Source organism: Azonexus sp. (genome assembly GCF_030824335.1).
Lineage (GTDB): Bacteria > Pseudomonadota > Gammaproteobacteria > Burkholderiales > Rhodocyclaceae > Azonexus.
On the sequence record NZ_JAVBXX010000012.1, the window covers coordinates 1 to 26,637 of the forward strand.

The window sequence follows — 26,637 nt, forward strand, 5'->3', positions numbered from 1 at the left end:
TCGATACCCGGACGCGGGTTCTTCAGCATGGCCAGCGCGTGCAGCGGGATGTCAGGACGCGACCAGGCATCCGGTGCCGGCGACAGGTCGTCGGTATTGGTTTCGCCGGTGACCTTGAAGACGGTCAGCTTCTGCGAAGCCGGAACTTCCGGACGCGAGGTGAACCACTCGGCATCGGCCCAGGACTGCATGACAGCCTTGGCATTGGCGTTACCGGCCTTGGCCAGTTCGGCGACATCGTGGAAGAAGTCGAACACCAGCAGGGTCTTCTTCAGGCCTTCGGCGGCAACGCTGCCGCAGGTGGCGCAGCCGAGCAGGTCGATCAGCGGCTTGACGTTGTAACCGCCGAGCATGGTGCCGAGTAGTTCGGTAGCCTTTTCCTTGGAAATCAGCGCGCAGGTTTCTTCACCCTTGGCAACCTTGGCCAGGAACTCGGCCTTGACCTTGGCGGCGTCATCGACACCGGCCGGCACGCGGTAGGTGATCAGCTCGACCAGGGCAGCTTCTTCGCCCTTCGGCGGATTTTTCAACAGGGCGACCAGTTCGGTGGTCTGTTGCTTGGACAGGGGCAGCGGGGGAATTCCGAGGGCTGCACGCTCTGCAACGTGTGCGCGGTAAGCTTCAAGCACGGCGACTTCCTTTCGTAAAGGGTTGCTCTAGGGAAAACGAATATTTTACGACAACGGCGACCGTCAGATGGTTCGGGATACAGCCCCCAACGCTGAGGTCCGCAGGTCTTATATATTTTATATGTTAGTTCACCTGTTCGCCATATCCGTCGCTCGCACAGATGCAAATTGCCCGTTTTTTAGGCGTCGACCGCAAAAACCTTGCTGCTCAACGAGTTGAGGCATCTGTCCCAAGCTTATCCACAGGCTTATCCGAGTCAAACGGGGATAAATGTTCTTTATCCACACAGGCTGCTAGACTTGCCGCTTTCATTCCAGACGACAAAACATGTCCCGCATCGCCGCAATCTCGCAGTACGGCCAGCAGATCTGGCTCGACAATCTCTCCCGCCAACTGCTCGAATCGGGCGAACTGGCCCGCTGGATCGCCGACGATGCGATTGCCGGCGTCACCTCCAACCCGGCCATTTTCTACAATGCGATCCGCACCGACAGTGCTTACCAGGCCGCCGTGGCAAATCTGCAGAATTCTGCGGTCGACCCGGAAAAACGCTTTGAAATGCTGGTGCTGCCGGATGTGCAGAAGGCTTGCGACCTGTTCCGTCCGCTTTACGAAAAGAGCGCAGGCGCCGCCGGTTTCGTCAGTTTCGAAGTCTCACCCAGCCTGGCCGATGACGCCGCCGGCACGTTCGCCGCAGCACGCCGCCTGTGGCAGGAAATCGACCGGCCGAATGCAATGATCAAGATTCCGGCCACCCAGGCCGGGCTGAGCGCCATTGCCGATAGCATCGCCGACGGCATCAACGTCAATGTCACGCTGATCTTCTCACCGGGCCAGCTTGCCGATGTGCAAGCCGCCTATCGCAGCGGTATCGAACGGCGTTTTGCCGCCGGTTTGCCGGTCGACCGTATTGCGTCGGTGGCCAGCGTTTTCATCAGCCGACTGGACAGCCTGCTCGATCCGAAGCTGCCGGCTGAACTGCAAGGCAAGACTGCCATCGCGATGGCCAGCCAGGCCTTTGCCGAATGGCAGGAATCTGCCGCCCTGCCCGGTAATGCCCGTCAGCAAATGCTGCTGTGGGCGTCGACCTCGAGCAAGAACCCCGCTTACCGCGATGTGCTTTACGTCGAACAACTGATCGGCGCCGGCACCGTCAACACCGTGCCGGACGCCACGCTGGCGGCTTTCCGCGATCACGGCGAAGCCGCGGCGACACTGGAAAAAAATGCTGTCTCGGCAGCGCATCAACTGGCCGCAGTCGCTGCGCTGGGTATCGATCTGGATACGGTGGGTGAAGAACTGCAATCGGCCGGCCTGACGCAATTCGCCGAGGCATTTACCAAATTGCTTGATCTGGTACGCTGAGCAGCGCACCGGGGATGTAAGGACTGGCTGGGTCAGCCCAGCCAGTCGCGCAAGTCTTCGATCAAATCATCGACTGCGCCGAGCGACAGGCCGAAGAATTCGCAAGCCGCCGGTGCAGCCTTGATCCACTCCTGCTCGCCATCGCCCTGCGTGTGCAGACGGATAACGTGTTCAGCCAGGACCGAAACCGCGATCTGCGCCCGTACCATGCGGGTGGATTCGTCGGCTTGGTGCAACCAGCGGTAATCGTGGTGATGCATGATGGCTTCGGCCACCTCGCTCGGCAAAAACCAGCGACGCGCCAGAAAATAGCCGACGACAGCGTGATTGGTACCCAAAAGCCGATCTTCGACTTCAGTGAACATCACATCTTCTGCTGCATTGGCTTCAGCCAGCACCGCTTTTGTATTCGGAAAGCGTCGCATCAACAGCGGAATGCCGCAATCGCGAAACAAACCGAAGGTGTAGGCAATATCGGGCCGGACGCAACGCAGGCGACGGGCGATTTCAGCCGATAAACGGGCCGTCAGGGCGGAGGTTTCCCAGAAACGATCCATCCCGATATCCTGCTTCCCCGCCATCGCCACCTTGAGCAGTTGCGACACCACCAAATTGAATACCTGGCGCGTCCCCAGCACATTCAGCGCCTGGGTCACCGAAACCAATTTGTGCCCGGAGGAAAACGCCGGCGAATTGGCAAACTGCATGACATGCCCGGACAGCGCCACATCCTTGGTGATGATCCGGGTCAACTCGCGCTGATCCGAATCGTCCTTTTTCAACTCGGCATCGAGTTCCAAAAGAACGGCAGGGCAAGGAGGAATGTCCACACCATTCAGCATGGTTTGCAATTGCTGTTCGTTGATCATTGCGCTCATCGTTACCGACTCTCGTAATTTTGTCCGACAGATTACCAGTTGGACAAAATGCGGACCATAGAACGAAAGTAATAACTAACTCAGCAACTCAAGCCCGTGCCGCTGCCTTGCCCGATTGCACGCCGCGTGCTCGACATCGAACTCCCGGCAAGGCGATGGCCGGGCATCGTAGATCGTGCAACTGACCTGCTGCCCGATTTCACCCGCCAAGGCGATGCAACGCGGCGGCGCATCGTCGGTCCCGCACAGGCGAACGATGGCTGGCGTGACAGGCTGCGTCATGGCAAGAGGCACGCCCTCGCCCCAGGCAAAGGCACCGCCGGCCAGCTCGACCGGATGAAAATCGACGCGAAAGCTGGCGCAGCAGGCGCCGCAAGTCTGGCAGACACTCATGTTGCATCCATCGATGTTGCGTCCATTTGTTGCATCTAGTTCGCTTTAGCCAAAATCCGCACGACAACGCCACAGCGCATGCCCGGAAGCCAGGTACTTTTTCTCGAACGGCGTCATCGGATCATCGGTCGCGTAAGGTTCTGCGGCCACCGGCCGGCCGCTGAGCAGACTCAGCGCCTGCGCCATCTCTTCAATATAAATCTGCCAGTTGCTGCGGCACTCCAGTTCGCCACCCAGTTCGCGCCACACCGGAAACACCGCGTGACCGTGCCAGCGTCGGGCCAGATGGCCGATTTTCGGCCACGGATTCGGGTAGAGGTTGTAATGACGGGCCAGCCGAATGCCACTTTCCGCCAGCAGACGCCAGAAATCGACCAGATCGGCCCGGACCAGCAAGGCATTTTCCGGCAGCGGCAAGGGTTTGCCACGACTGATGCGGTCAACCGACTGATCGACGCCAAAAACAAAATGTTCGGGAAAATCCGCCGCGATGCGCAAGGTGCTCCAGCCGACCCCGCACCCCGCATCGAGAATGATCGGCGCCCGGGGATTCCATGCGCCGTGCGCCGCCAGCGCCAGCTCAAACGCCGCCCGGTTATGGTCGAGAATCGGCTTTCTGAACGGATGCGCCAGATGGCGGTGCAACAGATCGTCCAGATCGCGATGCGGGCCCGTCTGGGCGCTGCTGATAAAACGTGAATTGGCTTCCATCAATGCGCCACCATGCAGTTGTCCGGCGGGGCTTGCAGAATCCCGGCCGCCAGCAACAACGCGTCGATATCTTCTGCCGCCTTGACCGGGCGCAGGCGCAGGTACAAAGCTTCGGCTTCCGGATACTGGCGACGCAGCAACATCAACCACTGTTTGAGGCGACCACCGGCATGGTCGGGCAGCACCAGTCGGCGCACGCCCCGCCAGTAAGCGGCCAAGCCGGGCGCCAGTGCGGTCCATGCATCATGGTCGCCAAGGCTAGTGCCGCGTACCTTCAGCGCCAGGAAAGGATCGGACAGCGCCCCGCGGCCGAGCATGATGTCGGCGCAGCCGCTTTCCTGCTGGCAACGGTGAAAATCCTCAACCGTCCATACCTCGCCGTTGGCAATGATCGGAATGCGTACCGCCGCCCGCACCCGGTCGATCTGCGCCCACTTGGCCGGTGGCCGATAACCATCGACCTTGGTCCGGCCGTGCACGATCAACTCATCGACCCCGCCGGCTTCAATCGCCTGCGCGTTATCGACGGCCAGCGAATCGTCTTCGATGCCCAGACGCATTTTTGCCGTAAACGGGATGTCGACCGGAATAACGGCGCGCACCGCACTGACAATGTCGTTGAGCAATTGCGGCTCGCCCAGCAAGGCCGAACCGCCGCGATGGCGAAACACCGTTGGCGCCGGGCAGCCGAAATTGATGTCGATACCGGCCGGCTGCAGCGTCACCAGACGGCGGGCGTTTTCCGCCATGAAATATGGATCGGAACCCAGCAATTGCACGCGCATCGGCGTACCGCATGGCGTCTTGCTGCCATTGAGCAATTCCGGACAGATGCGCTGGTGCGTCTTGACCGGCAACAAATTGTTGGAGACCCGGACGAATTCGCAAATCCCCCAATCGTAACCACCGATGGCCGTCAGCACATCGCGCATCAGCGGATCGGCCAAGCCCTCCAGCGGGGCAAGCAGAATTCGGGGCATGGGGCGACTTTCGGACGGAAACTTGAGAAGGTTTAAAAACGGTCGCGCATTATAATCCCGCCCCATGTTACGCATCGTTCTCGATACCAATGTGGTCCTCGACCTCTTCCACTGGGGCAATGTCGACGCCGTCCCGATCATGGCCGCACTGGAGGCCGGGCGCATCGAATGCCTGGTCGACGATCGCACGCTAGACGAGCTTCGCCGCGTCCTGACCTACCCGCAATTGAAGCTGACGCCGGAGATGATCACCGAGCGCTACGCCCGCTACAGCGCCCTGGTGACCACGATCCCCGACGGCGAAGCGCCGCCACTGCCGCGCTGCCAGGACAGAGACGACCAGAAATTCCTTGAACTGAGCGCGCGCAGCGGCGCCGACTGGCTGGTCAGCAAGGACAAGGCGCTGCTCAAACTGCGTGGTCGCACCAAACTCGGCTTCCGCATCATGAAACCAAAAGACGCGTCGCTACTGCTCGATCAAATCGGGCAATCACCCCGATAGCTTTGCGCCATTGGCATAGCCGGCGCGATATGGGCTATATTTAGGCCAAGACGTAAAACCCTTGCCCACACAGGATTCATCCGGGAACGGCCAGCCGAGTTTCGCCAGCGTCGCTACCAAACCGCCACCTTGATTTCAGGAGAACCGACATGAGCACCAAGAAAACCAAAGCCCCGAGCATCGACATCGGCATTTCCGACGCCGACCGCAAGAAGATTGTCGCCGGCCTGTCCGGCCTGCTGGCCGACAGCTACACGCTGTACCTGATGACCCACAACTTCCACTGGAATGTCAAAGGCCCGCAGTTCAACAGTCTGCACGTCATGTTCATGGGTCAATACACCGAACAGTGGAACGCACTCGACCTGATCGCCGAACGCATCCGCGCCCTGGGTTTCCCGGCACCGGGCACCTACAAGGAATTCGTCAAGCTCGCCTCGATCAAGGAAGTCGAAGGCGTACCAAGCGCCGACGACATGATCCGCCATCTGGTTGCCGCCCAGGAAGCCACCGCCCGCACCGCCCGCAAGCTGTTCCCGGTGGTTGCCGAAGCCGACGACCAGCCGACCGCCGACCTGCTGACGCAGCGCCTGGAAGTGCATGAAAAGACGGCCTGGATGCTGCGTAGCCTGCTTGAAGAGTGATTTTCAGATAGATTCTGCGGCCGTAGAAACAAAGAGAATCTTTGGGTCGACTGCAAAAAAGCGAAAAAAAGGGCTGAAACATCAAGTTTCAGCCCTTTTTATTTCACCCTTCGCTGCTTTACCCTTCCCGCCGCCGGAACACCCAGCTCTTGTCATCCGACGCTTCCGGCGCAAAGGCATAACCGTCGTAATCGAAGCCTTTCAGCCCTTCCGGTTCGTTCAGTCGGTTGAGCACTGCGTAACGCGTCATCAGCCCGCGCGCGCGCTTGGCGTAGAAACTGATGATCTTGTACTTGCCGTTCTTCCAATCCTCGAACACCGGCTGGATCAAGCGCCCCTTCAGTTTTCGCCCGACCGCCGCCTTGAAATATTCCTCGGAAGCGAGGTTGACCGCAACAGGATGCGGCATGGCGTCGAGTTCGGCATTGATTGCGTCGAGCAGCGTTTCGCCCCAGAAGGCGTAAAGATCCTTGCCGGCTGCATTCTTGAATTTGGTACCCATTTCCAGGCGGTAGGGCTGCATCAAGTCGAGCGGTTTAAGGATGCCGTACAAACCGGACAGGATGCGCACGTGCTGCTGGGCGAAGTCGAGATCGTCTGCCGCCAGCGTTTTGGCGGCCAGGCCGTCGTAGACGTCGCCGTCGAAAGCCAGCACCGCCTGCTTGGCACTGTCTGGGGTGAAAGGCAGCGACCAGTCGGCATAGCGGTTGAAGTTGAGCAACGCCAAGGGATCAGACAGGTCCATCAGATTGGCGATATCGGCCGGCGACAGGGTGCGTAATTGTTCGATCAGGGCTGCCGAGCGATCCAGGAAAGCCGGCTGCGTATGCGTTGCAACATGCGCTGGCGTCTTGTAGTCGAGGGATTTTGCCGGGGAAAGGAAGATCAGCACGATGCGGGCTCGGACAGTGGATGAGCCCGAAATATTACTGGAAATCGCCGATAGCGCACTTCTGCTACATTGAGCCTTTGTAAACTCTGCTGTTTCTGCCCAACCGGACGCCGCCATGAAGCCCCGCGAAATTACCGCCTATCTCGATCAATACGTGATCGGCCAGGACGATGCCAAGAAAACGCTGGCCGTCGCCATCTACAGCCATTTCCAGAAAGTCGCCATGGAGGCGGCCAGCACCCGCCAGAACCTGACGCTGGCCAAGAGCAACATCCTGCTCGTCGGGCCGACCGGTACCGGCAAAACCTTGCTCTGCTCGACCCTGGCCGCCTGCCTGAAACGCCCCTTCGTCACCGCCGATGCAACAACGCTGGCGCAATCACGTTTCGTCGGCGACGAACTGGAAGCATTGATGCAACGGCTGCTCGAACAGGCAGGCGGCGATATCGAGCGCGCCAGTTGCGGCATCGTGTTCATCGACGAAATCGACAAGTTGGCCAATCCGGGCGACCCGGAACGCGCCGGCGCCGGGCGCAGCGTTCAGCATGCGCTGCTCAAGATCATGGAAGGCAGCCTGATCCGGCTTTCCGACGGCACGGTGATCGACACCCGGCGCATGCTGTTCATCTGCGGCGGCGCTTTCGTCGGTCTGGAACACATCATGGCCAACCGCCACTCGTATGGTTTCATCGGCACGACCTCGGATGACGACGGGCAATTGATCGACCGCCTGAATAGTCGGATCAAGCCGACCGACCTGTTCGAATTCGGCCTGATTCCGGAATTCACCGGCCGCCTGCCGGTCGTTGCCCGCCTCAAATCGCTCACCCGCGAAGATTTTGTGCGCATCATGCAAACGCCGGAAGACAGCCTGTATCGGCAATTCCAGCAACTTTTCCAACTTGAAGGTGCAGAACTCAGCATTGGCCCCGCCGTTTTTGCCCAGATTGCCGAACTGGCGCTCGAATACAAGGTCGGCGCCCGCAGCCTGCGCGGCATTTTCGAGGAACTGATGACGCCCGTCCTGTATGCCCTGCCCGACGATCCACCCGGCACCCGGGTGCACTTTCATTCGTTGTTTGCGCCACCGCAAAAGACGACCGGGGAGCAACGCGGGTAAAATTACTCCTTTGAATTTTTGGAATCCTCATGAAACGTACCCGTTTCGGCGCGCGCGACCGTCTTTCGCGCGACGCGGCAGAACTACAGCGCCTGGCTACCGGACTCTCCGACTCCGGCGGCAAACTGGAAGATGCCTACTGGGAATCCCAATTGGCCGACAGCATTGACGGGCTGCTGAAGAACGGTGCTGAGGACGACATCAACATGGCACTCGACCGCCTGTTCGAGGCCAATCCGCGTGCCCACGACGAACTGGCCGACATGGTCGAAGCGCGGGCCGAAACGCACCGTTTCGAGATCGCTGGCCAGACTTACGACGTGCAATTGTTCGCCGCGCCGATCATGGCCTGGTCGCGCTTTTCCATCGCCGCCTGCGCCTTGCCGAAGAGCGCCGTACAAACGCTGAGCGTCCAGCTTGGCGCGCATGTGTTGAGCGGCGACGCGAAGCTGGCTGTCGCCGATTTCCTGTTCAGCCCGGACCAATTACCGCGCAGCTTCTGCGACACTTGGCAATTGACCCGCGAACTGGGCGAAGCCGCATTGGCCGGCCAGCATCTTGCGGTCGACGCCTCGCAAATGGCCGAAACCAACCGCTTTCTGTCCGACGTCCGCTACCTGATCGGCGCCATCGTCGTGCCGCGTGGCGCAGCCCTGTTCCGCTGGAATGAGAAGGACGGCAACAAGGAGGACGCACTGAAGGCATGGATCAAGCAGGGCAGCCCCAGCCTCGAACCCTTGCTCACCGGCTGCGCCTGGGAACCGCTGCTGCCGGATGCTTACCACGCCGGCTGCCGCAATGCCGACCGTCTGTCGCGTCCCTATTCGGTCAAAGCCTCGATTGCCTTCCTGCAAACCATGCTCAACCTGGCACCGGAAGACATCCGCGCCGTCATCGGCCCGTGCTACGACCAGCGCATGGAGGAATACCGCGTCGGCCTTGGCCCGAAGGACAGGAACGAAACTTTCCACGGCATCGTCTGGCCCTTGCTCGGTGGCGAAGATGACGCGACCGATATCGCCGCCGAAATCGAAACCGCACTGCGCGAAGCCGGCCTCAAGGAAGTGCGCTTCCTCGACCACCACTTCCCGATGGAATTCTGCGACGACTGTGGTGCCCCGCTATTCCCCAACATCGACGGCGAAATGGTGCACGCCGAAATGCCGGAAGAAGCGATGAGCAACTCGCAGGCGCTGCACTGAGCGATTGACGGGGCGGGTCATGGCGCATTCGGCAAATCAGGACTGGCTGGCCCGCAGCCAGGCCGCCGTCTGGCATCCGTGCACGCAGATGCAGCACCATGCACAGGCCGCACTGCCGACGCATCTGCCCTTGATCCCGATCGCCAGCGGCAAGGGTGCCTGGCTTTACGATTTCGACGGCAAGCCTTACCTCGACGGCATCAGTTCGTGGTGGACCAACCTGTTCGGCCACGCCAATCCGCGCATCAATGCCGCCTTGCGCGAGCAACTGGAAACGCTGGAACACGTCATGCTGGCCGGCTTCACGCACCAGCCGGTAGTCGAGCTTTCCGAGCGTTTGTCGGCGTTGACCGCAGGATCGCTCGGCCACGCCTTCTACGCCTCGGACGGCGCTTCGGCCACCGAAATTGCGCTGAAAATGAGCTTTCATTACTGGCGCAACCTCGGGCGGCCGGAGAAAGCGGAATTCCTCTGTCTGGCCGGCAGCTATCACGGCGAAACGGTCGGTGCGCTGGCCGTCACCGATGTGGCGATTTTCAAGGACGCCTATGCGCCGCTGGTGCGTGGCGCCGCGCAGGTGCTGCCCTCGCCCGATTCCCGGCTGGCCGAAGCCGGCGAAACGCCGGCTGACGTGGCCCACCGCGCCGCCAGCGCGCTGGAAAGCTGGCTGGAAAAGCACGGCGAACGCACTGCCGCGCTGATTGTCGAACCGCTGGTCCAGGGCGCCGCCGGCATGGTCATGTACGACCCGGAATACCTGCGCCTCGCCCGTCAGTTGTGCGACCGTTACGAAGTGCACCTGATCTGCGACGAGATTGCGGTGGGCTGCGGGCGCACCGGGACTTTCTTCGCCCATGAACAGGCTGAGATCCGGCCCGACCTGATGTGCCTGTCGAAAGGCATTTCCGGCGGCTACCTGCCGCTGTCCATCGTGCTATCCAGCGACACCATCTACAACGCTTTCCTCGACGACTCGGTCGCCCGCGCCTTCCTGCACTCGCATTCCTACACCGGCAACCCGCTGGCCTGCCGCGCCGCGCTGGCCACGCTGGATATCTTCGCGCAGGACGACGTTATTGCGGTCAACCGCCAAAAAGCGCAAAAAATCGCCGCCGCCCTGGCACCGCTAGCAGAGCATCCTCAAGTCAAGCACCTTCGCCAACGCGGCATGATCGCGGCCTTCGACGTGAACACCGACGACCCGCATTTCTCGCGCAAGTTCTACCGCGCCGCGCTGGATCATGGGGCGCTGATCCGGCCGATTGGCAACACGGTTTATCTGATGCCGCCGTACATCGTCAGCGATGAGGAAATAGAACATCTGGCCCGCGCCATCTCCGGCGCACTTGAGCGAGCACGCTAGACCACCACTTGCATCCTATGCGCCACTGTATTACCGTTAATACAAACCTGCATTGGAGACCAAGCATGACCACCACCGTTCGCATTCCCCAGCGTCTAGAACAAACGCTGGCCCGCTATTGCGTGGAAACTCGGCGGAGCAAGTCGGAGGTGATCATTGAGCTTCTAGAGAAGCACTTCATCGCCGAGCCAACGCTTAAAACGCCCTACGAACTGGCCTGCGAAAGCGGCTTCATCGCTTCCATCGACAGCCTGGAACTCGATGAAAACGCTGCCGAAAACAGCCGCGCAACCGTTCGCGCCGCCATCGCCCGCAAACACGGACAGGTGCCCGAATAATGGAAGTCCTGCTCGTCGATACCGGCCCCCTCATTGCCCTCGCCAACAAACGGGACAAATTTCATCTCGGTTGCACTGAATACCTCAAGCACTATCGCGGTCGCCTGCTCACCACCTGGGCCGTGCTCACCGAGTTTTCCCATATGGCCGATTCCATCAATGCCACCTTGCCGCTCTATCACTGGATAGAGCGCGGCGGACTTGAATTGATGCCGCTGGGGCGCGAGGAACTGGTCAGCGCTATCGACTGGATCGAGCGCTACGCCGACCGCCCGATGGACCTGGCCGACGCCTCGCTGGTAATCGCCGCCCTGAAAACCGGCAGCACCAAAGTCTGGACGCTGGACCGCGCCGACTTTGAAACCTACCGCCTACCCGGCCGCAAACACTTCACGCTGGTTTAAAGCTGAGCCATGCAAAAGAAAAACTGGGTAAATAAGCACCCCTGATTGCGGTCGACTGCACAAAATGCACAAAATCGGCACAACCATTAGGCGGGACAAAACTATTCCGGAAAACGGCCATATTAAAGCCGGAACGCGGATTTAATTATTCCGGAATTCCTGCAACGTAAAAAGCCCGTTTCCGGGCCGTTTACGTTGCAGGTTTTGCTACTCACTGCGACAACTCATCGTCTGGCCGCTTGATGATGTTCTCGATTGTGCGCCCGGCAAGTCCATACTTCACCCCAAGATCAAACACCGCATCAGGGGAACTCAATCCGCCCTTGGTGACAAGATGGTCATACTCGACGCGAATCAGGCGCTGAGTGCGGACATGCTTAATTTCCTTTAGGTTCGGAATCATAAGCCTGCTGCCGCCCGACCAATTCACGATACGTTGTGCTGCCGGCTCGCCAACCAATCGAATCAGTTGGGTATAGCGTCGTAACCCAGCGGGGTTTCCTCCCCCAATCCGAATCGGCACCGGCCATTCCTGTCCTCCCCATGCCGAGATAAGGCGAGCCGCAGCCTCAAGGCCGGCAACCCTGATTAACTCAGCAGCGGTCTTGGGGAACTTCTGATACCCGGAAAGCTCGGTCAGCAGGTCAGGCGTCATGCCAACAGAACATGCGACGCCGTGGAATTCAGTAGCATCTCCGGTCATGCCGACTATTTGGAAATCGTTCGTGGTCATCATCGTTGTTATCAGTCCGTGCCATCAAATGGGCGGTAATCCACGCCCCGTTTGCTGTTCTCTGCCAGCCACTCTTCCGCCTCCTCGTGACTAGCAAAGAGCAGCCGCTTACCGTCCTCGCCCTTGAGGAATTCCGCCTTGGCCGGGTCGTCTGCCTCGGCAATGACTGCCACCTTGTTGCGCTTCATCAGGCCACCTCCTCCAGTTCGGTTTCAAACGGCACGATCACGAAATCTTCGCCCTGCTCGAACTTCACCCCGGCCAGTCCCTCCAGTGCCTGCGGCTCGGCCAGCATGGCTTCCTTGTTCGGCTCTTCCTTGGTGCGGATGAAGCGGCTCAGACCCAAGCGCTTCAGCGTCTCCAGCACCGTATCCACGGCCCGCAGCGTCACCTTGGGCGGGCGCATGCGCCACTTCACTTCACCCGCAGGGAAGTTGGCGAACTTGACCTTGCCATCCTTGGTGAGGGTGGCGCGGTTCGCCTCGCACCAGGTTTGCACGCCCTTGGATAGCGCCTCGATCTGCTCATTGAACGGCTTGGCTTCCTCTTCGAAGCGCTGCTTGGTCTTCGCCATTTCGTCGTTCATGTCCGCCTGGATGCGGGCGCGTTCGCGCTGGGCGATGCCGACTTTTGCAATCGCGTCGTTCACTTCGTCCCGGCTCTGCGGTACGGGGTGAAGTGCGGCGTTGCTCTTGATACGGGTTGCTGCTTTTGCCATCTCTGATCCTCCTTAAACCGGTTTTCTGTAGCTCCAACGGCCTTCTTCCCGCTCCCACCAGATGCGCACACCGTTACGCTGTGCCGTGAAGCGGGTGAAGGTCTTGCCGCTGGCATCCGTCCGACTGCCCGCCCCAACCATGCGCAGTTCCCGCCGTGCCGACTCCGAATAGGCGATTTGCACCATCGGGAAACCCCGACCGCCAACCGAATAGGCCAGCGCGGAGAAACCCTGCTCAATCAGCCAATCGACCACGCCTTTCAGGCGGCGGTGGGCATCCTCGAAGGTGGCCGGTGCCCGGCTAATCGCTTCGTCCTGATCGATAGCGGGGTCATGGGGCTTGCCGAACTCGGCCAAGGCCGTCTGCAACTGCGTCATCTGTTCCTGATACTTCGCCGCCCAGGCGTCGCCATACACCTCGATGCCGAACATCGGGTGTTCCTTCCATTCACTGCCCAGAGCGCGTTCCGCCGCGATGGCGGCCAGATTGCGCACGATGGGCATGACTCGAATCGTTGCGTTCATGCCGTCTCTCCCGTCAGTTCCGCGCCGCAGGCCGGCGCTACCCAAAACACAAAACATCCACAGGCCCGCTTGGCCCCGATCACTTCCCCTGCCGCCCGCGGCTTGCCCTGGCTGCCCGGCAACACCACCAACTTCGGGCGGTCGGTATTCACGTCGATGCTTTCCACCGTGTAGCCCTGCTCGGAAAGCTGCATCACCGCCGAATAGACGGCGGACAGCCGTTCCAGAACGCTGGCATTCGGGTTCTTGCGGTGGGGGTTCGGCGGGGCCGGCGGCAAATGCGGTCCGGAGGTCATGCCGTCTCTCCTTCCAGCACATCGAGGAAATCAAGCTGCTCGCCCCCGGAAGCATTGCCAGCGGCTGGCACTTCCGGCCCCATCAGCTTCTCCAGTTCGGCCCGCTTGACGCGGGCCTCGAACTTGCTGCCAAAGCGATGCAGCGCCGACTTGGAAACGGCATAGCCTTCGCTGACCAATTCCTTGACCAGTCCCGCGTAGTCCTGGAATCCGCGCTGATAAAGCCGGCGCTGGATCATTCGGCGCACTTCCGGCGGAAAGCCGTCAATCGAGTTTCTGCGGGTCATGACTGTTCACCTCGGGCGGCTTGCTCCAGGCGCTCCTTGGCGTCATAAGCCTCATTGGCTGAGTCTTTCAAAGCCTCCCCAAAGAACTCGAAGACGGCGGCGGCATCGCTGCTGTGCGCCGCGTTCAATTGCTGGTCGTGGGTTTCGGGTTGCAGCATGGCGCCGATCCCCTTGAGCGCAGCAATCCCCAGTTGAATGAATTCAAGGTGGGCCGTCAGGTCATCAAAGGCACCATGCTTGTGAAGCGGAACGGGGGACTTGTCCGTCGCTTGCAGCGCTTGGCGCAACGTATGCATTTGCTCAGGCATGACCGACTTCCCCTGTGGTATGGGCATGCTGCGCAAGCATCCGCGACAGCCCGGAAATAACCTTGCTCATGGCGGCGCGGGACAATTCGCCCAGTTCGACCACCTTGGCCGTATGCCGGGCAAAGCCCACCAGCCGAAAATCTTCCAGTCCGGTCCAGCCGGCGCGACTGGCGAGAGCGGCCAGCGTCTCCCACTGCTTGGCGGTGGGCAGCGTTTGCCCCGCCAAGCCCTTGGCTGATGCCTTGGGGGCGTTACTGGCATCCGGCAGGGGTTTGCCCTTGGCAAGGCAATCCAGTACATCAGCAAGCCGCGAAAGCTGCTTGTCGCTCATGTCTTTGCACGAGGTCTTGCCGGTCTGCGTCAGCAGCACCACCCGGTAAGTGTCTTCTTCGTAGCCCAGTCGCTTGGCGAGGGTGTGCACTTTCCCGATCAGGGCGGCACGCAGTTGGGTGGGGTTCTTCATGGCCATTGCGGTTTCCTCCATCAGGTCGGCAGCCGGGCCGGTGCCATCCAGTTGGCGGCGGCCTCGACAACGACGGGGTTCAACTTCTCAAGACCTTGGGTTTCCATTACGCGGCGGCAAGCAGCGGCCAGTTCCGCCGCATCCCGCCAGTAACCCTTGGCCTGCTTGTGGAAGGCGCTGGCCGTGGCCTTATCCACCTTCCCGAAGTGCGGCTGGATCATGTAGCCGGCCACTTCTTCCAAGGCGGTAAGGCGCTCGAAGCGCACCCGCTTGGCACCGATCCGGCTGGCAAGCTGTGCAAGATAGGTGGCGGTGCGGCCATCCTTGAACGGCCGGTCCATCAGGTCGGTGCCGACCAGAATCAAGCCCATGCCAGCCTCGTCGGCGAGGTAGCGCAGCAGTTCAAGCTGCTGCCAGCGCAGATGATTGGCTTCATCCACTACCAGGAGCTTGCCGGCCACCAGTTCTTCCAGCTTGCCAATCAGGCTGTTTGCGCTACCCGGCGTCTTCTCGGCACCGAAAGCCTTGTGAATCTTCGCGGCCAGCACCTTGTTGGAAATCCCCTGCACGCAGCACACACGCACAGCGCCCAGACATTCGACCAGGCATTTCCCCGCCCACGTCTTGCCCGTCCCAGATTCACCCACCAGTTGCCCGATAGGGCCGGTTTCGAGCGAGTCCATGACGGACTGCGCCATGCGAATCGCGTCCCGGACTTGTCTTGTTTCAATGGTTTTAGTCATGTAGACTCCGTTTGCTTACGTTTCAAAATCGCGTCTTCGGCCCTGCCAGGCTTACGGCGCAACCTCCTCGTCAGCGAACTCGACCGCAGCTAAATACGGGTCGTGTTCGTCTGGCGAACTCCACTGCGAAAGCCGCTTCGGGTCTGCCGTTGCGGCTTTTGTGCTTTCTGTCTCGGCCAATGCGGCGGTTTGCTTCGCCACCAGGGCATCCACCATCTGCTGCGCGGCATCGGACATCGCCACCGTTGCGCCGACCTGCGCCTGCGGCATCGGGCCGCTGGCCGCCACCACCTTGCGCATTTCCGCCACCAGATCGAGCCGACAAACGTTCTCGCGCAGCTCGGCGATGTAGCGCATCAGCACCTTCTTGCGCCGGGCCTGCTCCTCGGCCCCGGCCGGGTCGAGGAAGCCATAGACCGGGGCCACGCCCGCCGCGCAGATCAAGGCGCGGTTGGTATCGAAGACGAAGGCATAGCGCGGGTCGTGGCGGGATACACGCACGGTCAGGGTATGGCCGGTGAAACGCAGCAAGGCGTCGTCGTAATATTCCGCACCGTCCCACGAGATATAGCCGCCGCTGACCTTGCGGGTGTCTTCCTCGGCGAAGGCCATCAGCAGCACGCGCTCTTCCACGTGGGTGCGCGTCCAGCCGGCCTCAATGTGGGTGCCGTAGGCCCGTGACGGGCTGAGGCCGTCCATCGTCCCGCCTTGCAGGGTCTGGTGATAAAAGCCCAGCGCCGTCTCGAAGTCGGCATGGAATTGTTCCCAGGTGCCGGGGTACGGCTCGGGTGCCTTGCCCACGTTGTGGGTCTTGGCCCGCATGCGGTCGCCGCCGGTCCAGCCCGGAATCATCGAAAGCACGGTGCCTTCGATCACCGAGAACAGCCCTTCAATCGGCTTGGCCGGGGCGTTGTAGGGGTTGGCGCGGATCACTTGCCGCTGCTCATTGACCAGTTCACGCAACTCGCCATTGCCGGGCAATTCGCCGACCGAGAACTGCCGTTGCAGGCTTTGCGTCAGGCGGGAAATCTCCGAGAAAGCCGCCATCATTTCGTGCCATGAATACTCGCTGCCGTTATCCAGGTAGAGCGTCAGCGGCAAGCCCCAGGCGGCGCACATCGCGGCAAAGGCCGATGCGACGTGCATTTGCTTGACGCCTTCGCCCTTCTCCAGCAGCACCAGGCAGACAAACAGGCGATTGGTCGCCACGTCGTGCCAGCAGATGGCGCGAGGGTAGGCAATCGAGCCATCCGGGCGCGGAATGGCGATATCGATGGGGTGAACGTCGCCCACGATGACGTCCATCGGCTTCAAATCGGCCCGACTGCGCCGGATGCGCGGGATATGCACGTCAAAGAACAGCTTGGCGTCCTTGTCGGCGACGGCCAGCAGGCTGCTCTTGCGGTGCTGTTCGACGAAGGCCCGCGTCACCATGCAGGCCGGCTTCAATTCCATCGGCGGGGCATTCCAGCCGGAGGCCCGCGACATGTCTTCCAGCTTCAGATTGGCGAACTGCTGAATCACCCGCCAGCCCGCCGCACCGGATGCCCACAGCGAGCGCACATAATCCGCCAGGGCTTCGGCAATCGCTTGCTGTGCGCCTTCACCCAGGGGGCAGGCGGCATCCCATTCGCGGGTAATCAGCACCCGGCGCGTGCCGAGGTCGGCCCGCTGGCGGGGTTTCAGGCCGTCAACCAGTTCCTCTTCATAGCGCTTGAGCCATTCGTAAAGCTGGGATTTGCCGACCGTGACCGCCTTGCCATCGGGGCGGGTATGCGTCCGGCCCAGCACATCAGCGATAGCGGCGGCACGTTCCGGGCTGCTCTTGGTCAGTCCCAGAATGGGCCGGATCAGGCCGAGTATCCACAGGGCTTTTTCAGTCCGCTTGGCGGCGGTCGGGTCGCACTGGATGACGGGAATCGTCAGGGTGACGGCGGGGGCTTGCGGCTGGGGTTGGGCCGCTTGGCCGGCGATCCATTTGGCGTAGAGCGCCGGGGGGAGCGAGGGGGCGTAAACTTCGTAGTTCTTGCCGCTACGGCCTCGACGGCCTTCCAGTTCGCGGACTTGTAGGGAGTGGCCGTTCCAAGTCTTGCCCTGAACGGCGTTCGATAGAGCGGCTCTCCCATTGCGCTCGGCAATACCAGCCAATTCAGAAAACGCCAAGGGACTCAACCAATGCCCGCTTGCCGCCGCTGCCAACGCCGTAGCGGGCTGATGCGGCACAGGAAAAGCGGGGCGGGACGCGGGCGCTCCGACGATCAGGCCGGCGGGCGGCTCGGTCGTTCTGGCGTTCTGGTCCCGTTGATCGGTCAGCAGCATGATGGATGCTCGGTGTCGGTATAGACTGGTATAGCGTTGGCCTGCGGGTTATTGCCCAGATGAAGGCGTAGTGCCCTCTCCGTCAATGACGCCTTCCTTGATGCCAAGCAAGACAGCAATCCTGTGGGCCATACCCCGTTTGCATGCCTTTTTCCCAGCAAGTACGGCATAAACCATTGCGGGTGAAAATCCGTTCTCACGAGCCCAACCAGAAATTGACCGACCTTCACGATCAAACTGATTTCGTGCATCTTGAGGTGTTCTTAGCGTGAGCATTCGACTATCCTTACGGTTAATCTTGGTTCGTTATGGTTGAAATAATGGAGTATTAAAGTGCTCACGTCAACACAAAATGAGTGTTTTGAGTCGCAATTTATCGGCGACCGCCTAAAAGCTGAACGCGAGCGCCTCAAGCTGTCTCAACAGCAGGCGGCAGATTTTGCCGAGGTTAGGCGTGAAATGTGGGGCAAGTACGAACGAGGGGCCGCGATTCCCAGTGTTAGCGTGATTGAGCACTTTTGTACTCACGGTGCCGATGCGCTTTACCTCGTTACTGGCAACAGGCCTGCCGCTACCGGAACTAGCCAGCCTCTCGATACAGCGGTTCACGATAGAGATGTTGTACGTTTGGCTATTCAAGAGCTGCAAGCTTGGCAAGTCAGAGAACAGCGCTTTTTGCCCCCTGAGAAATTCGCTGAAGCGGTGTTCACCCTCTGCGAAATGGCGGAGGACAAGCCGGAACGGGTGAAAACCGCTGCTGCCATGGTGTTAAGACTGGTTGCCTAACAAGGGAGATAGGGCATGGAAGACGAAAAAATCGTGAAGCTGCGCCAGGCATTGGAGGCGGCAACGCCAGCCAAACCAAAGGCCACTCGCCGGAAGGCGGATCCGTCTCAAACGATTGAGGGAGAGCAAAACATCCAGGCAGCAGGCGGCAAGGTTGTCCGCCAGTCCATCAAAGGCAACGGCAACGTGCAGATCGGCGGCGGGGCGGGCGGCATCACTATCCGCACAACTAAGGGGCCGAAAATCGAGATCACGCCAGCACCGGATAGCATTGGTGCCAACGGGCTACTCAAGGAGCAGATTAAGGAATCTTTCGGCAAACTCGGGACAGAGCGGGAGAAACGGTTCGGAAAGTCGGCCTATCAGACCCTGTATGCGACCTTCAAGAAGGATTTCCACATTCCGAAAGAACTACCTTGGACGATCATTTGGGACTGGCCTGAAAGCCGGTCGCCGGAAATCCTCCAATATCTTGAAGGGAAGTACGACAACACCATCGCGGGGAAGGTCGAGAAGGCGGCGAAGAAGCCAGGCTACCAGCACACGCGTGGTCAGTTGTTCGCGAGAGAAAAGGAGTTGCTGGACCACCTTAGCCTGAAGCCAAGCAGCCCGGAGGTTAAGGATGAGATGCGCCGGGTATTCGGCACAGACACCCATAAGAACCTTGACCCAAGACAGCATGCCAACTGGGTCGCTCATATCGAACGCTGGGTGGATCGTATGTATGAAGCAGAGAATTGATGGTGACAACAATATTCAGGTCGGGCGCGTCGATGGTGATCTAACCATCGGCCAGGACGATCCGTTCGACCCGAACAATCCCAATCTGACGGATTGCCCATCCTGCTGGAAGCCCGCCAGTCGCTTTGCCGCACAGTGTCCCAAGTGCGGTTACAACATTGCCGGCCATTTTGCGGCACTGGCACGGGAGGCGCGGTGCAAAGAACTAGTGGGCAGGGCGCAAGTGTGTGGTGTGCTGGCCGTTTGCGGGATGCTTCTAATAAATATTCCGTGGCTACCTGAGTCATGGAAGGGAACGCTCTCAATCGCCGCCCTCGTTGCCGGTTTTGTGGCTATGGCTCATTGGTCGGCTGCTGAGAAGCTGAGATGACTCGGGGCTGGCATCCAAAAAGGCGTGCTAGTTGTTTGTTCTGAGGGTAGTCCGTGTTCAGAAAATGGCATCCGTAGACCATTTTCTATCATTCCTGAACATCCGATTTTGCATCCGAAAAACATCCTAAATACCATCCTTATTCGGTTTTCCGCAGCCGCCCCGACAGTGTACGGCCTCCCTTGCTGTTGCAATAAATCGATGATTTATATAGAGTTAATGCACGGTTGACGTTCAGTTGGCCACCCTCGGCCCCATCCCACTCTTTCCAGCCTCTTCCCGTCAAATCCCATTATTTTCCGGCTCAATGGCATCCAGTCATTCCGGAAAAGAACAATCCCCCCTACCATCAAGCAAGCCGACGCAATAACTGCAAACACTCGCGTGTTGCCGCCAGATCGCGGGCGGTGAAGTCGTCGAAATTCTTCAGGCCCGGATCGGCCCCCTTCTCCAGCAGCAATTTGACCAGATCGGGCTTGCTGTTCGACGCGACATACATCAAACAGGTCGCCCCGTTGCCATTTTGCCGATTGATGTCGATACCGGCGTCAATCAGGCGCTCGATCAAGGCGTGATCGCCGTTGTAGCAAGCCAGCCACAAGGCGTTACAGCCATCGGCATTGCTTACCGCGATATCGACGCCGCTGGCCAGCAAGGCCTCGACGATATCCAGACGCCCCTCCTTCGCCGCCCGCATGAGCGGGGTGAAACGGCGGTCGGCCTGCAGGGCCGAAAGATTGTCGGGGGCAAAACCGTGTTGATCGAGAAAGGCGGCAAGATTCGGATTCATGGATTCTCCGCGGGATGGTGCGCTGGGTTTCTGTGGGGATACGGCGGTCCGGTTTCGATGCGCTCGTCGACGACCGGGGTACCGACGGTGAAGTGATAAACGCTCTGCCAACGCGGGTTATTGATCGCAAAGGCCTGGTGCACCGGATCGTCGAAAAAGCAACCGATGCCGGTCCCGCGCACACCGGCGGCTTCCGCTTCAAGGTACAGCGCCTGGCCGATCAGGCCGGCTTCACGCAACAACTGGCGATACGCGTAGCCGTCCTCGGCCACGCCGGAGAAATCGCCGAGCATGCCAAGTGAAAAGGCACTGGTCGATGCAATGTCCTGATGGCACGACAAGGCGCGGGCCAGGCGCTGCATTTCCTGCAGACCTAGCGGCGCCAGCAGGCGCAAGCCAAGATGCGCCGGACAGTCCGGATCGCTGTCGGCCACCAACGCCTGGCCGGCAAAACGGTCATCCCCATCAGCGAACAATCCGGGCAGCGCAGCCGCTGCTTCCGGCGTGCGCGGCAAGCAGTAAAGGCCACTGGGCAAGCCATCGACCCGCAACACGAAGAGCAACAGAAGGATGGCCGGCACGGCTTCCTGGGCGAAAAAGGGGGCCAAGGGACGCGGCAATGTGGCGTCGAGCAGGCGATAAAACGCCGCCTTGTCCAGGCTGGCTTTGGGATCGAAACGCTGGCCGCTGCGCCGCTGGCGGATGATCTGCGCCGCACCGCTGCGGCTCGGGTGAGCCGGCAGGGCGGGATAGTCGGGAAAATCAAGGTTTTTGTCGGTCGACCGCAACATTCGGCTGGCCGTAGCGGCTTGCCCGATGACCGGCCAGCGATACCCGGGTGCCGGATCGACCTGACTGGGCATTCCCTGCCAAACAGCGTCGGCCAGCCAGGCATCCAGTTCTGCCGGCGGCTGCGCTAGACCGGGCGCCTGAACATACAACAGGATTTCCGCTTCCTCGGTCTCGGTGAAGGCGAAGCGGGACGGCGGGAAATCATCCGGACGATCCAGTCCCAGCAGGCTTGTCAAAGTATTGCCGGGCACCCGGAGCGGGGTGATGGACCAGCCCAGCAGGGCCGCCGCGTAAGCCAGGGCGCCCATGGCGTGTCCGACATCAAGCTGGCAGTAACGAAAGGCGCGTTCGCCGTATTTCCAGGCTTCGCGCCACATCACGCTACTCAAGCCGATGGCCAGCCAGCGTGTGCCGTCGGCCGGCCGCAGGGCCCGCCCTTCCAGCAGATGATCTTTCGGATCGTAGTGATGCAAGCCGTCCGGCAGGCCGGGCAGCCCCGCCCCCAGCACATAGGCTTCGACCGGATGCAGGTTGCCGGACGAGGGATTGCAGCGCAAGGCCCAACGATTCGGTCCCCAGCTTTTCCAGGCCGAAATGCCGAAACTCAGTTCGAGCAAGGCGCCCAGGCTATTCAAGTCCGGCGCCACCGTCGGTCGGTCTGCGCTAGTCAATGCACCGTAGGGACGTTCGAAATGATCGGCCGATAACGGCAGTTCAAGCCGCGGCGCACCGGGATAACGGCGGAATGGGTCGGGCTGGGCGTCCCAGTCGAGTTGCCCGGGGCCTTCGGCGAAGGCCTCGAAGCGATGTTTGGTCCGCGCGTGATAGGCGAGCAATGGTGAGTTTTGTGCGACATCCGACATGAATAAGCTTGCTCCGGTCAATTCGTTCATCTTCAGCAAGGGCCATGCCCGCATGAAATCAGTCAGTTAGCCAAACCCTGCGGGCTGGCACCATCCCTGCAAGGGAGATCGGAAAGCAAGCCTGCCAACCCGATGCGCTGACTAGCGCTTGAGCCCCAAGGAGTGGACATGAAAACGATGGGAATGTTCTTCGGCACAGAAACCGGCACCACGCGACTGGTCGCCAAGAAAATCCAGAAAAAACTGGGCGATGCGCTATGCGACAAACCGATCAACGTGAATCGCATCAGCATGGACGAGATGCTGAAATACGATGCCTTGATCCTCGGTACACCGAGTTACGGCGTCGGCGAAATCCCCGGCAAACAAGCCGGCTGCTTCGAGCCGAACTGGGCCGAATTCTTCGCACAAAGCCCGGAAAACCCGGACTTCACCGGCAAACGCATTGCTTTCTTCGGCCTCGGGGCGCAGGAACGCTACGCCGACCGTTTTGCCAGTTCGCTATTTGCGCTGGTCGAAAAATTCCGTGCCTGGGGGGCTGATATCGTTGGCGACTGGCCGACCGCTGGCTACACCTTCGAGCATTCGGCCGCCGTGGTCGACGGTCGCTTCGTTGGCCTGATCATCGATCAACGCACGCAAGGCATGTTCACCGATGAGCGCATCGATGCCTGGCTCGCCCAGGTGACGCCGCTGCTGCAGGAAAAACTGCTCGATACACCGCAGGCAACGGCTAGCTGATGATAATCATGGCCTCAAGGTATACTTCCGGCGATGTAAACCAACGCAGTCGATGACTTAGGCGCTACACGCTCCGGTTCGGCCTGCAGCTTGATAGTGGGCATATCCGATGTTTGAGCAACACCTGAAGCGGGAACTGAAAGAAATCTCCGCCGCCGGCCTGAAGCGCCGCCGCCGCGTGCTGGAATCGCCCTGCGCTCGGATTGTTGCGGTCGACGGCCGGGAAATGCTCAATTTCGCCAGCAACGATTACCTCGGATTGGCCAACCACGCCGGGATTGCCGACGCGCTGGCGGCCGGCGCGCAACGCTGGGGCGCCGGCAGCGGCGCGGCGCACCTGGTCAGCGGTCACCTCGCGCCGCACGAAGCGCTGGAAAAGGAAATCGCCGAATTTACCGGCTTTGCGCGCGCGCTGACCTTTTCCACCGGCTATCTGGCCAATCTCTCCGTCACGCCGACGCTGGCCGGGCGCGGCGCGGCGGTGTTCGCCGACAAGCTGAACCACGCCTCGCTGATCGACGCGATGCAACTGGCCAAGGCCAACGGTGCCGACGTGCAGCGTTATCCGCATAACGACCTCGCCGCACTCGAGCGCCAACTGGCCGCCAGTCCGGCGCAACGCAAATTGATCGTCAGCGATGCCGTGTTCAGCATGGATGGCGACCTTGCGCCTTTGCCGGCCCTCTTCGCCCTGGCCGAACGTTTCGATGCCTGGCTGATCATCGACGATGCCCACGGTTTCGGCGTGCTTGGCGCCCAAGGCAGGGGCTGCCTGGCCCACTTTAATCTGCCGGCCGCCCCGCGCATCCTGCTGATGGGGACGCTGGGCAAGGCGGCCGGCGTCGGCGGCGCCTTTGTCGCCGGCAGCGAGCTGGCCATCGACTATCTGCTGAACAAGGGCCGCAGCTACATTTTCACCACCGCCGCGCCGCCGGCCATCGCCTGCGCCTTGCAACAAAGCCTGCAAGTGATCCGCGATGGCGATGCACTGCGCCGGCAGTTGTTTGCCAATATCGCCCGCCTGCGCGATGGCCTGGCCGGCCTGCCGTGGACGCTGCTCGCCTCGCCCACAGCCATCCAGCCGCTGATTGTCGGTGCCAACCAGGCCGCCCTCGATCTGGCCAAAGCCTTGTGGGAGCGCGGCCTGTGGGTGCCGGCCATCCGTCCGCCGACCGTCCCGAAAGACACGGCGCGGCTGCGCATTTCGCTCTCGGCCGCCCACACCGCCGACGACATCGACCAATTGATCACTGCATTGAAGGAACTGGCTTGAGTTCACCCCTATTTTTCCTGCCCGGCTGGTGTCTCGGCCGTGGCCCGCTGAATGCTGCGGTCGACGCGCTCAATGGCACATTTTTCGACCTGCCGGGTTATCGCGACATGCCCTTGATCGATAACTTCGCCGCCGCCACCGCCGACGTGGCCAGTCGCTTGCCGGAAAATGCCACCTTGTGTGGCTGGTCAATCGGCGCCCAACTGGCGCTGGCAGTGGCCGCGCACGCACCGGAAAAAGTCGGCAAGCTGGTGCTCGTTGCCGGCACGGCCTCCTTCGTCCAGCGCGATGGCTGGCCGGATGCCATGGCGCCGGCCACCCTGGCCGATTTCACGGCGGCCGTGGCGGCAGATGCCGCGGCGATGCTGCCGCGCTTCGTCGGTGGCTTCAACCGGGGCGATGCCCGGGCCAAGGAAGTGACGCGCGAACTGCTGGCGCTGGCCGACCCACTGCCGCCCGAAGCGGTGCTGGCCAGCGGCCTGCGCTGGCTGCGCGAGCTCGACCTGCGCAATACCGCACCACAAGTCCAGGCACCGACGCTGCTCATCCACGGCGGCGCCGACCCGCTGATGCCACTGGGTGCGGCACAAGCCCTGGCTGCCCTGATCCCAAATGCCCGGCTGGAAATTTTCGCCGATTGTGCCCACGCGCCTTTCCTGTCGCGCCCCGCCGATTTCCTCGCCTGCGTGCGCCAGTTCCTGCATGACTAGACCGCCCAAGGCGCGCGTGCGCCAGTCCTTCGAGCGCGCCGCCGCGACTTACGATGCTGCCGCCAGTGTGCAGCGCCTGATCTGCAACCGCTTGCTCAATGGCCTGCCGCTTGGCGCCGGCATCCAGCGGGCGCTCGATGCCGGTTGTGGCACCGGTTATGCGCAAGGCTTGTTGCACCAGCGATATCCGGCCGCCGAATTCATTTCCCTCGACCTGTCGGCCGCCATGCTCAAGCATATCGCCAGCCCATGCCAACGCATTGCCGGCGACCTGGAGCACCTGCCGCTGGCCGATCGCAGCATCGATCTCTACTGGTCCAGCCTGGCCGTCCAGTGGTGCGACCTGGCCCAGGCGCTGCGCGAAGCACGCCGGGTCCTGCGACCGCACGGCCATCTGGTACTGGCCACGCTCGGCCCGTCGACCTTTCACGAACTGCGCACCGCGTTCAGCCGGATCGATAATTACCAACACACACTGAGCTTTCATGCGCCAGCCGAGATCGAAACCCTGGCCCGGCAAAGCGGCCTTTCTGCGGTCAACAGCAAAAATCATCAGGAAATCGCCTACTACCCGGACCTGCGCAGCCTGCTGCATGCCGTCAAGGCAGTCGGCGCCAACCAGTTGGGCAGCGGACGACGGACCGGCTTGATGAGCCGAAGCACGCTGCGCCGCGTCGAACACGCCTACGAAACCCTGCGCCAGCCTGCTGGCCTGCCACTCACCTACGACATCATCAGCCTGCACGCACAATCATGAAACCAGCCTATTTCCTGACCGGAACCGATACCGACATCGGCAAAACTTTCGTCACCTGCGCCTTGCTGCATCGCGCTCGCCAGGACGGCCTGTGCGCCGTCGGCCTGAAACCGGTGGCTGCCGGCACCGACAGCGCCGGAAACAATGATGATGTCGTACGAATTCGTGCCGCCAGCGGCCTGCAACTGCCGGCCGACATCGTCAATCCGTATTGTTTTGCTCCCGCCATCGCGCCACATATCGCGGCGGCAGAAGCCGGCGTTGACATCGACTTCAAACGAATCGACCAAACCGTGCGCAGTGCCCGCCAGCAAGCCGACCTTGTCATTGTTGAAGGTGCGGGTGGTTTTTGCGTGCCGTTCGGTGTTGACCGCAATGGTGCCGATCTGGCGGCACAACTCAAGTTGCCGGTCATTCTGGTCGTCGGCATGCGCCTTGGTTGCCTGAACCACGCGCTACTGACAGCCGAAGCCATCGCGGCGCGCGGTTTGCTGATTGCCGGCTGGGTAGCCAATTGCTTGGCGACGGAAATGGATCGCTTCAGCGAAAACCTGGCGACGCTGGACGAGCAGTTGCTCGCCCCACGGCTTGGCGTGCTGCCCTATGATCCGGTCGGCGGAAGCATTGCGGCCGCCGCCAGACTGCAATTACCGGCCTGACAGACGGCGCAAAACCCCGGCCACATCCTGCACGCGCGCAATAAGCGCCGGCACCTGCGCAGCCCCGGCAGCAACCTCGCCAGCCCGAGCCTGCTTTTCCAGCGCGAAGGCCAGGTCGGCGCCGGCATCGTCGGAAAACGTCGCAAGCAAACCCTTGATGGTATGCGCCTCGCGCTGCAACTGCACGGCGTCCGTCGCCTGTACGGCAGCCTGCAAAGCGGCACAGTTGTTATCGACATCGTCGAGGAACATGGCGACCATCATCGAGAAAATTTCCTCGTCGTCCCCCAAGCGTTCCATGATGGAGGGTTTGTCGAGCACGAATGAGCTGAGCATGGGAT

The 26,637-nt window shown here is 61.0% G+C and carries 35 protein-coding genes and 1 pseudogene; 16 read left to right on the plus strand and 20 right to left on the minus strand.

Translation table 11 applies throughout. The annotated features are described in order from the left end of the window. A pseudogene (locus tag RCI20_RS08835) lies at nucleotides 1–629 on the minus strand (aconitate hydratase B); the annotation flags it as partial. Between the two features lie 328 nt (nucleotides 630–957). Between RCI20_RS08835 and tal the strand changes: the two are divergent. Continuing rightward, nucleotides 958–1,995 (plus strand): transaldolase, encoded by a 1,038-nt coding sequence (tal, locus tag RCI20_RS08840; RefSeq protein WP_306604469.1) that lies wholly within the window; start codon nucleotides 958–960, stop codon nucleotides 1,993–1,995. Between the two features lie 32 nt (nucleotides 1,996–2,027). Here tal and RCI20_RS08845 read toward each other — a convergent pair whose 3' ends face one another. The 4 genes from RCI20_RS08845 to RCI20_RS08860 form a co-directional block, all read right to left on the minus strand. After that, nucleotides 2,028–2,873 carry an HDOD domain-containing protein gene (locus RCI20_RS08845; RefSeq protein ID WP_306604471.1) on the minus strand — a complete coding sequence of 282 codons (846 nt, stop codon included), beginning with the start codon at nucleotides 2,871–2,873 and terminating at the stop codon, nucleotides 2,028–2,030. Nucleotides 2,874–2,948: 75 nt separating this feature from the next. Next, the gene (locus RCI20_RS08850) at nucleotides 2,949–3,266 is read right to left on the minus strand and encodes a YkgJ family cysteine cluster protein (RefSeq protein ID WP_306604473.1); all 318 of its coding nucleotides are present in this window, start codon (nucleotides 3,264–3,266) and stop codon (nucleotides 2,949–2,951) included. 45 nt (nucleotides 3,267–3,311) lie between these two features. After that, nucleotides 3,312–3,980 (minus strand): tRNA (guanosine(46)-N(7))-methyltransferase TrmB, encoded by a 669-nt coding sequence (locus tag RCI20_RS08855; RefSeq protein ID WP_306604476.1) that lies wholly within the window; start codon nucleotides 3,978–3,980, stop codon nucleotides 3,312–3,314. Next, nucleotides 3,977–4,957, minus strand: a complete 981-nt coding sequence (locus RCI20_RS08860) for a tRNA-dihydrouridine synthase (protein ID WP_306604478.1) — start codon at nucleotides 4,955–4,957, stop codon at nucleotides 3,977–3,979. Before RCI20_RS08860 ends, RCI20_RS08855 begins: the two co-directional genes overlap by 4 nt. A gap of 64 nt (nucleotides 4,958–5,021) precedes the next feature. Between RCI20_RS08860 and RCI20_RS08865 the strand changes: the two genes are divergently transcribed. Continuing rightward, a complete protein-coding gene (locus RCI20_RS08865) occupies nucleotides 5,022–5,459 on the plus strand; it encodes a putative toxin-antitoxin system toxin component, PIN family (RefSeq protein WP_306604480.1) in 438 nt (145 codons plus the stop codon). A 149-nt stretch (nucleotides 5,460–5,608) separates the two neighbouring features. Beyond that, the gene (locus RCI20_RS08870; protein ID WP_306604482.1) at nucleotides 5,609–6,103 is read left to right on the plus strand and encodes a Dps family protein; all 495 of its coding nucleotides are present in this window, start codon (nucleotides 5,609–5,611) and stop codon (nucleotides 6,101–6,103) included. A gap of 118 nt (nucleotides 6,104–6,221) precedes the next feature. Here RCI20_RS08870 and yaaA read toward each other — a convergent pair whose 3' ends face one another. Beyond that, entirely contained in the window at nucleotides 6,222–6,995 is a 774-nt protein-coding gene (yaaA, locus tag RCI20_RS08875; protein ID WP_306604484.1) for a peroxide stress protein YaaA, read from the minus strand. A 115-nt stretch (nucleotides 6,996–7,110) separates the two neighbouring features. On the opposite strand from yaaA, the gene RCI20_RS08880 reads away from it, so the two are divergent. The 5 genes from RCI20_RS08880 (at nucleotide 7,111) to RCI20_RS08900 (ending at nucleotide 11,422) form a co-directional block, all read left to right on the plus strand. Next, nucleotides 7,111–8,115 (plus strand): AAA family ATPase, encoded by a 1,005-nt coding sequence (locus tag RCI20_RS08880; protein WP_306604487.1) that lies wholly within the window; start codon nucleotides 7,111–7,113, stop codon nucleotides 8,113–8,115. A 29-nt stretch (nucleotides 8,116–8,144) separates the two neighbouring features. After that, the gene (locus tag RCI20_RS08885; RefSeq protein ID WP_306604489.1) at nucleotides 8,145–9,317 is read left to right on the plus strand and encodes a DUF2863 family protein; all 1,173 of its coding nucleotides are present in this window, start codon (nucleotides 8,145–8,147) and stop codon (nucleotides 9,315–9,317) included. A gap of 19 nt (nucleotides 9,318–9,336) precedes the next feature. Further along, nucleotides 9,337–10,680, plus strand: a complete 1,344-nt coding sequence (gene bioA / locus RCI20_RS08890) for an adenosylmethionine--8-amino-7-oxononanoate transaminase (protein WP_306604491.1) — start codon at nucleotides 9,337–9,339, stop codon at nucleotides 10,678–10,680. Between the two features lie 65 nt (nucleotides 10,681–10,745). Next, nucleotides 10,746–11,018 carry a hypothetical protein gene (locus tag RCI20_RS08895; RefSeq protein WP_306604493.1) on the plus strand — a complete coding sequence of 91 codons (273 nt, stop codon included), beginning with the start codon at nucleotides 10,746–10,748 and terminating at the stop codon, nucleotides 11,016–11,018. Beyond that, nucleotides 11,018–11,422: a type II toxin-antitoxin system VapC family toxin gene (locus RCI20_RS08900; protein ID WP_306604496.1), complete on the plus strand. Its 405-nt coding sequence runs from the start codon at nucleotides 11,018–11,020 to the stop codon at nucleotides 11,420–11,422. Before RCI20_RS08895 ends, RCI20_RS08900 begins: the two co-directional genes overlap by 1 nt. A 211-nt stretch (nucleotides 11,423–11,633) precedes the next feature. On the opposite strand, the gene RCI20_RS08905 is transcribed toward RCI20_RS08900, so the two are convergent. Genes RCI20_RS08905 through RCI20_RS17740 form a run of 11 tightly spaced genes read right to left on the minus strand, consistent with a single transcriptional unit; the run spans nucleotide 11,634 to nucleotide 18,090 of the window. Beyond that, nucleotides 11,634–12,158, minus strand: a complete 525-nt coding sequence (locus tag RCI20_RS08905; RefSeq protein WP_306604498.1) for a hypothetical protein — start codon at nucleotides 12,156–12,158, stop codon at nucleotides 11,634–11,636. 8 nt (nucleotides 12,159–12,166) lie between these two features. Continuing rightward, nucleotides 12,167–12,343 carry a hypothetical protein gene (locus tag RCI20_RS08910; protein WP_306604499.1) on the minus strand — a complete coding sequence of 59 codons (177 nt, stop codon included), beginning with the start codon at nucleotides 12,341–12,343 and terminating at the stop codon, nucleotides 12,167–12,169. Then, nucleotides 12,343–12,873 (minus strand): host-nuclease inhibitor Gam family protein, encoded by a 531-nt coding sequence (locus RCI20_RS08915; RefSeq protein WP_306604501.1) that lies wholly within the window; start codon nucleotides 12,871–12,873, stop codon nucleotides 12,343–12,345. The genes RCI20_RS08910 and RCI20_RS08915 overlap by 1 nt, the downstream gene beginning before the upstream one ends. A 12-nt stretch (nucleotides 12,874–12,885) precedes the next feature. Next, nucleotides 12,886–13,398 (minus strand): hypothetical protein, encoded by a 513-nt coding sequence (locus RCI20_RS08920; RefSeq protein WP_306604503.1) that lies wholly within the window; start codon nucleotides 13,396–13,398, stop codon nucleotides 12,886–12,888. Then, complete coding sequence (locus RCI20_RS08925) at nucleotides 13,395–13,694, minus strand: hypothetical protein (RefSeq protein WP_306604505.1); 300 nt, start codon at nucleotides 13,692–13,694, stop codon at nucleotides 13,395–13,397. The genes RCI20_RS08920 and RCI20_RS08925 overlap by 4 nt, the downstream gene beginning before the upstream one ends. Beyond that, complete coding sequence (locus RCI20_RS08930) at nucleotides 13,691–13,981, minus strand: phage protein Gp27 family protein (RefSeq protein WP_306604507.1); 291 nt, start codon at nucleotides 13,979–13,981, stop codon at nucleotides 13,691–13,693. Before RCI20_RS08930 ends, RCI20_RS08925 begins: the two co-directional genes overlap by 4 nt. After that, nucleotides 13,978–14,289: a hypothetical protein gene (locus RCI20_RS08935; protein ID WP_306604509.1), complete on the minus strand. Its 312-nt coding sequence runs from the start codon at nucleotides 14,287–14,289 to the stop codon at nucleotides 13,978–13,980. Before RCI20_RS08935 ends, RCI20_RS08930 begins: the two co-directional genes overlap by 4 nt. Continuing rightward, a complete protein-coding gene (locus RCI20_RS08940) occupies nucleotides 14,282–14,752 on the minus strand; it encodes a phage protein GemA/Gp16 family protein (RefSeq protein ID WP_306604511.1) in 471 nt (156 codons plus the stop codon). The genes RCI20_RS08935 and RCI20_RS08940 overlap by 8 nt, the downstream gene beginning before the upstream one ends. 20 nt (nucleotides 14,753–14,772) lie before the next feature. After that, the gene (locus RCI20_RS08945) at nucleotides 14,773–15,495 is read right to left on the minus strand and encodes an ATP-binding protein (protein WP_306604514.1); all 723 of its coding nucleotides are present in this window, start codon (nucleotides 15,493–15,495) and stop codon (nucleotides 14,773–14,775) included. A gap of 51 nt (nucleotides 15,496–15,546) precedes the next feature. Continuing rightward, complete coding sequence (locus RCI20_RS08950) at nucleotides 15,547–17,814, minus strand: Mu transposase C-terminal domain-containing protein (RefSeq protein WP_306604516.1); 2,268 nt, start codon at nucleotides 17,812–17,814, stop codon at nucleotides 15,547–15,549. Between the two features lie 48 nt (nucleotides 17,815–17,862). Continuing rightward, the gene (locus tag RCI20_RS17740) at nucleotides 17,863–18,090 is read right to left on the minus strand and encodes a DNA-binding protein (RefSeq protein WP_373691504.1); all 228 of its coding nucleotides are present in this window, start codon (nucleotides 18,088–18,090) and stop codon (nucleotides 17,863–17,865) included. A 57-nt stretch (nucleotides 18,091–18,147) separates the two neighbouring features. Here RCI20_RS17740 and RCI20_RS08955 point away from each other — a divergent pair, with 57 nt between their 5' ends. Genes RCI20_RS08955 through RCI20_RS08965 form a run of 3 tightly spaced genes read left to right on the plus strand, consistent with a single transcriptional unit; the run spans nucleotide 18,148 to nucleotide 19,711 of the window. Beyond that, nucleotides 18,148–18,600, plus strand: a complete 453-nt coding sequence (locus RCI20_RS08955) for a helix-turn-helix domain-containing protein (RefSeq protein WP_306604518.1) — start codon at nucleotides 18,148–18,150, stop codon at nucleotides 18,598–18,600. A 15-nt stretch (nucleotides 18,601–18,615) separates the two neighbouring features. Continuing rightward, nucleotides 18,616–19,341 (plus strand): hypothetical protein, encoded by a 726-nt coding sequence (locus RCI20_RS08960; RefSeq protein WP_306604520.1) that lies wholly within the window; start codon nucleotides 18,616–18,618, stop codon nucleotides 19,339–19,341. Further along, a complete protein-coding gene (locus tag RCI20_RS08965; protein WP_306604522.1) occupies nucleotides 19,325–19,711 on the plus strand; it encodes a hypothetical protein in 387 nt (128 codons plus the stop codon). Before RCI20_RS08960 ends, RCI20_RS08965 begins: the two co-directional genes overlap by 17 nt. 349 nt (nucleotides 19,712–20,060) lie before the next feature. On the opposite strand, the gene RCI20_RS08970 is transcribed toward RCI20_RS08965, so the two are convergent. Beyond that, nucleotides 20,061–20,501 carry an ankyrin repeat domain-containing protein gene (locus RCI20_RS08970; RefSeq protein WP_306604524.1) on the minus strand — a complete coding sequence of 147 codons (441 nt, stop codon included), beginning with the start codon at nucleotides 20,499–20,501 and terminating at the stop codon, nucleotides 20,061–20,063. Beyond that, a complete protein-coding gene (locus RCI20_RS08975) occupies nucleotides 20,498–22,156 on the minus strand; it encodes a SagB/ThcOx family dehydrogenase (protein WP_306604526.1) in 1,659 nt (552 codons plus the stop codon). The genes RCI20_RS08970 and RCI20_RS08975 overlap by 4 nt, the downstream gene beginning before the upstream one ends. Before the next feature lie 168 nt (nucleotides 22,157–22,324). Between RCI20_RS08975 and RCI20_RS08980 the strand changes: the two genes are divergently transcribed. From RCI20_RS08980 to bioD, 5 genes are all read left to right on the plus strand, one after another. Then, a complete protein-coding gene (locus RCI20_RS08980; RefSeq protein WP_306604528.1) occupies nucleotides 22,325–22,897 on the plus strand; it encodes a flavodoxin in 573 nt (190 codons plus the stop codon). 109 nt (nucleotides 22,898–23,006) lie between these two features. Further along, nucleotides 23,007–24,170, plus strand: coding sequence for an 8-amino-7-oxononanoate synthase (bioF, locus tag RCI20_RS08985; protein WP_306604530.1), 1,164 nt, complete (start codon nucleotides 23,007–23,009; stop codon nucleotides 24,168–24,170). After that, nucleotides 24,167–24,880 (plus strand): alpha/beta fold hydrolase, encoded by a 714-nt coding sequence (locus RCI20_RS08990; RefSeq protein ID WP_306604532.1) that lies wholly within the window; start codon nucleotides 24,167–24,169, stop codon nucleotides 24,878–24,880. The genes bioF and RCI20_RS08990 overlap by 4 nt, the downstream gene beginning before the upstream one ends. Then, nucleotides 24,873–25,637, plus strand: a complete 765-nt coding sequence (bioC, locus tag RCI20_RS08995) for a malonyl-ACP O-methyltransferase BioC (RefSeq protein ID WP_306604534.1) — start codon at nucleotides 24,873–24,875, stop codon at nucleotides 25,635–25,637. The genes RCI20_RS08990 and bioC overlap by 8 nt, the downstream gene beginning before the upstream one ends. Beyond that, nucleotides 25,634–26,296 carry a dethiobiotin synthase gene (bioD, locus tag RCI20_RS09000; RefSeq protein ID WP_306604536.1) on the plus strand — a complete coding sequence of 221 codons (663 nt, stop codon included), beginning with the start codon at nucleotides 25,634–25,636 and terminating at the stop codon, nucleotides 26,294–26,296. Before bioC ends, bioD begins: the two co-directional genes overlap by 4 nt. Here the strand turns inward: bioD and RCI20_RS09005 are convergent. Beyond that, on the minus strand, nucleotides 26,285–26,632 hold the full coding sequence (locus RCI20_RS09005) for an Hpt domain-containing protein (RefSeq protein ID WP_306604538.1): 348 nt from the start codon (nucleotides 26,630–26,632) through the stop codon (nucleotides 26,285–26,287). The genes bioD and RCI20_RS09005 overlap by 12 nt on opposite strands. Nucleotides 26,633–26,637: the final 5 nt, after the last annotated feature.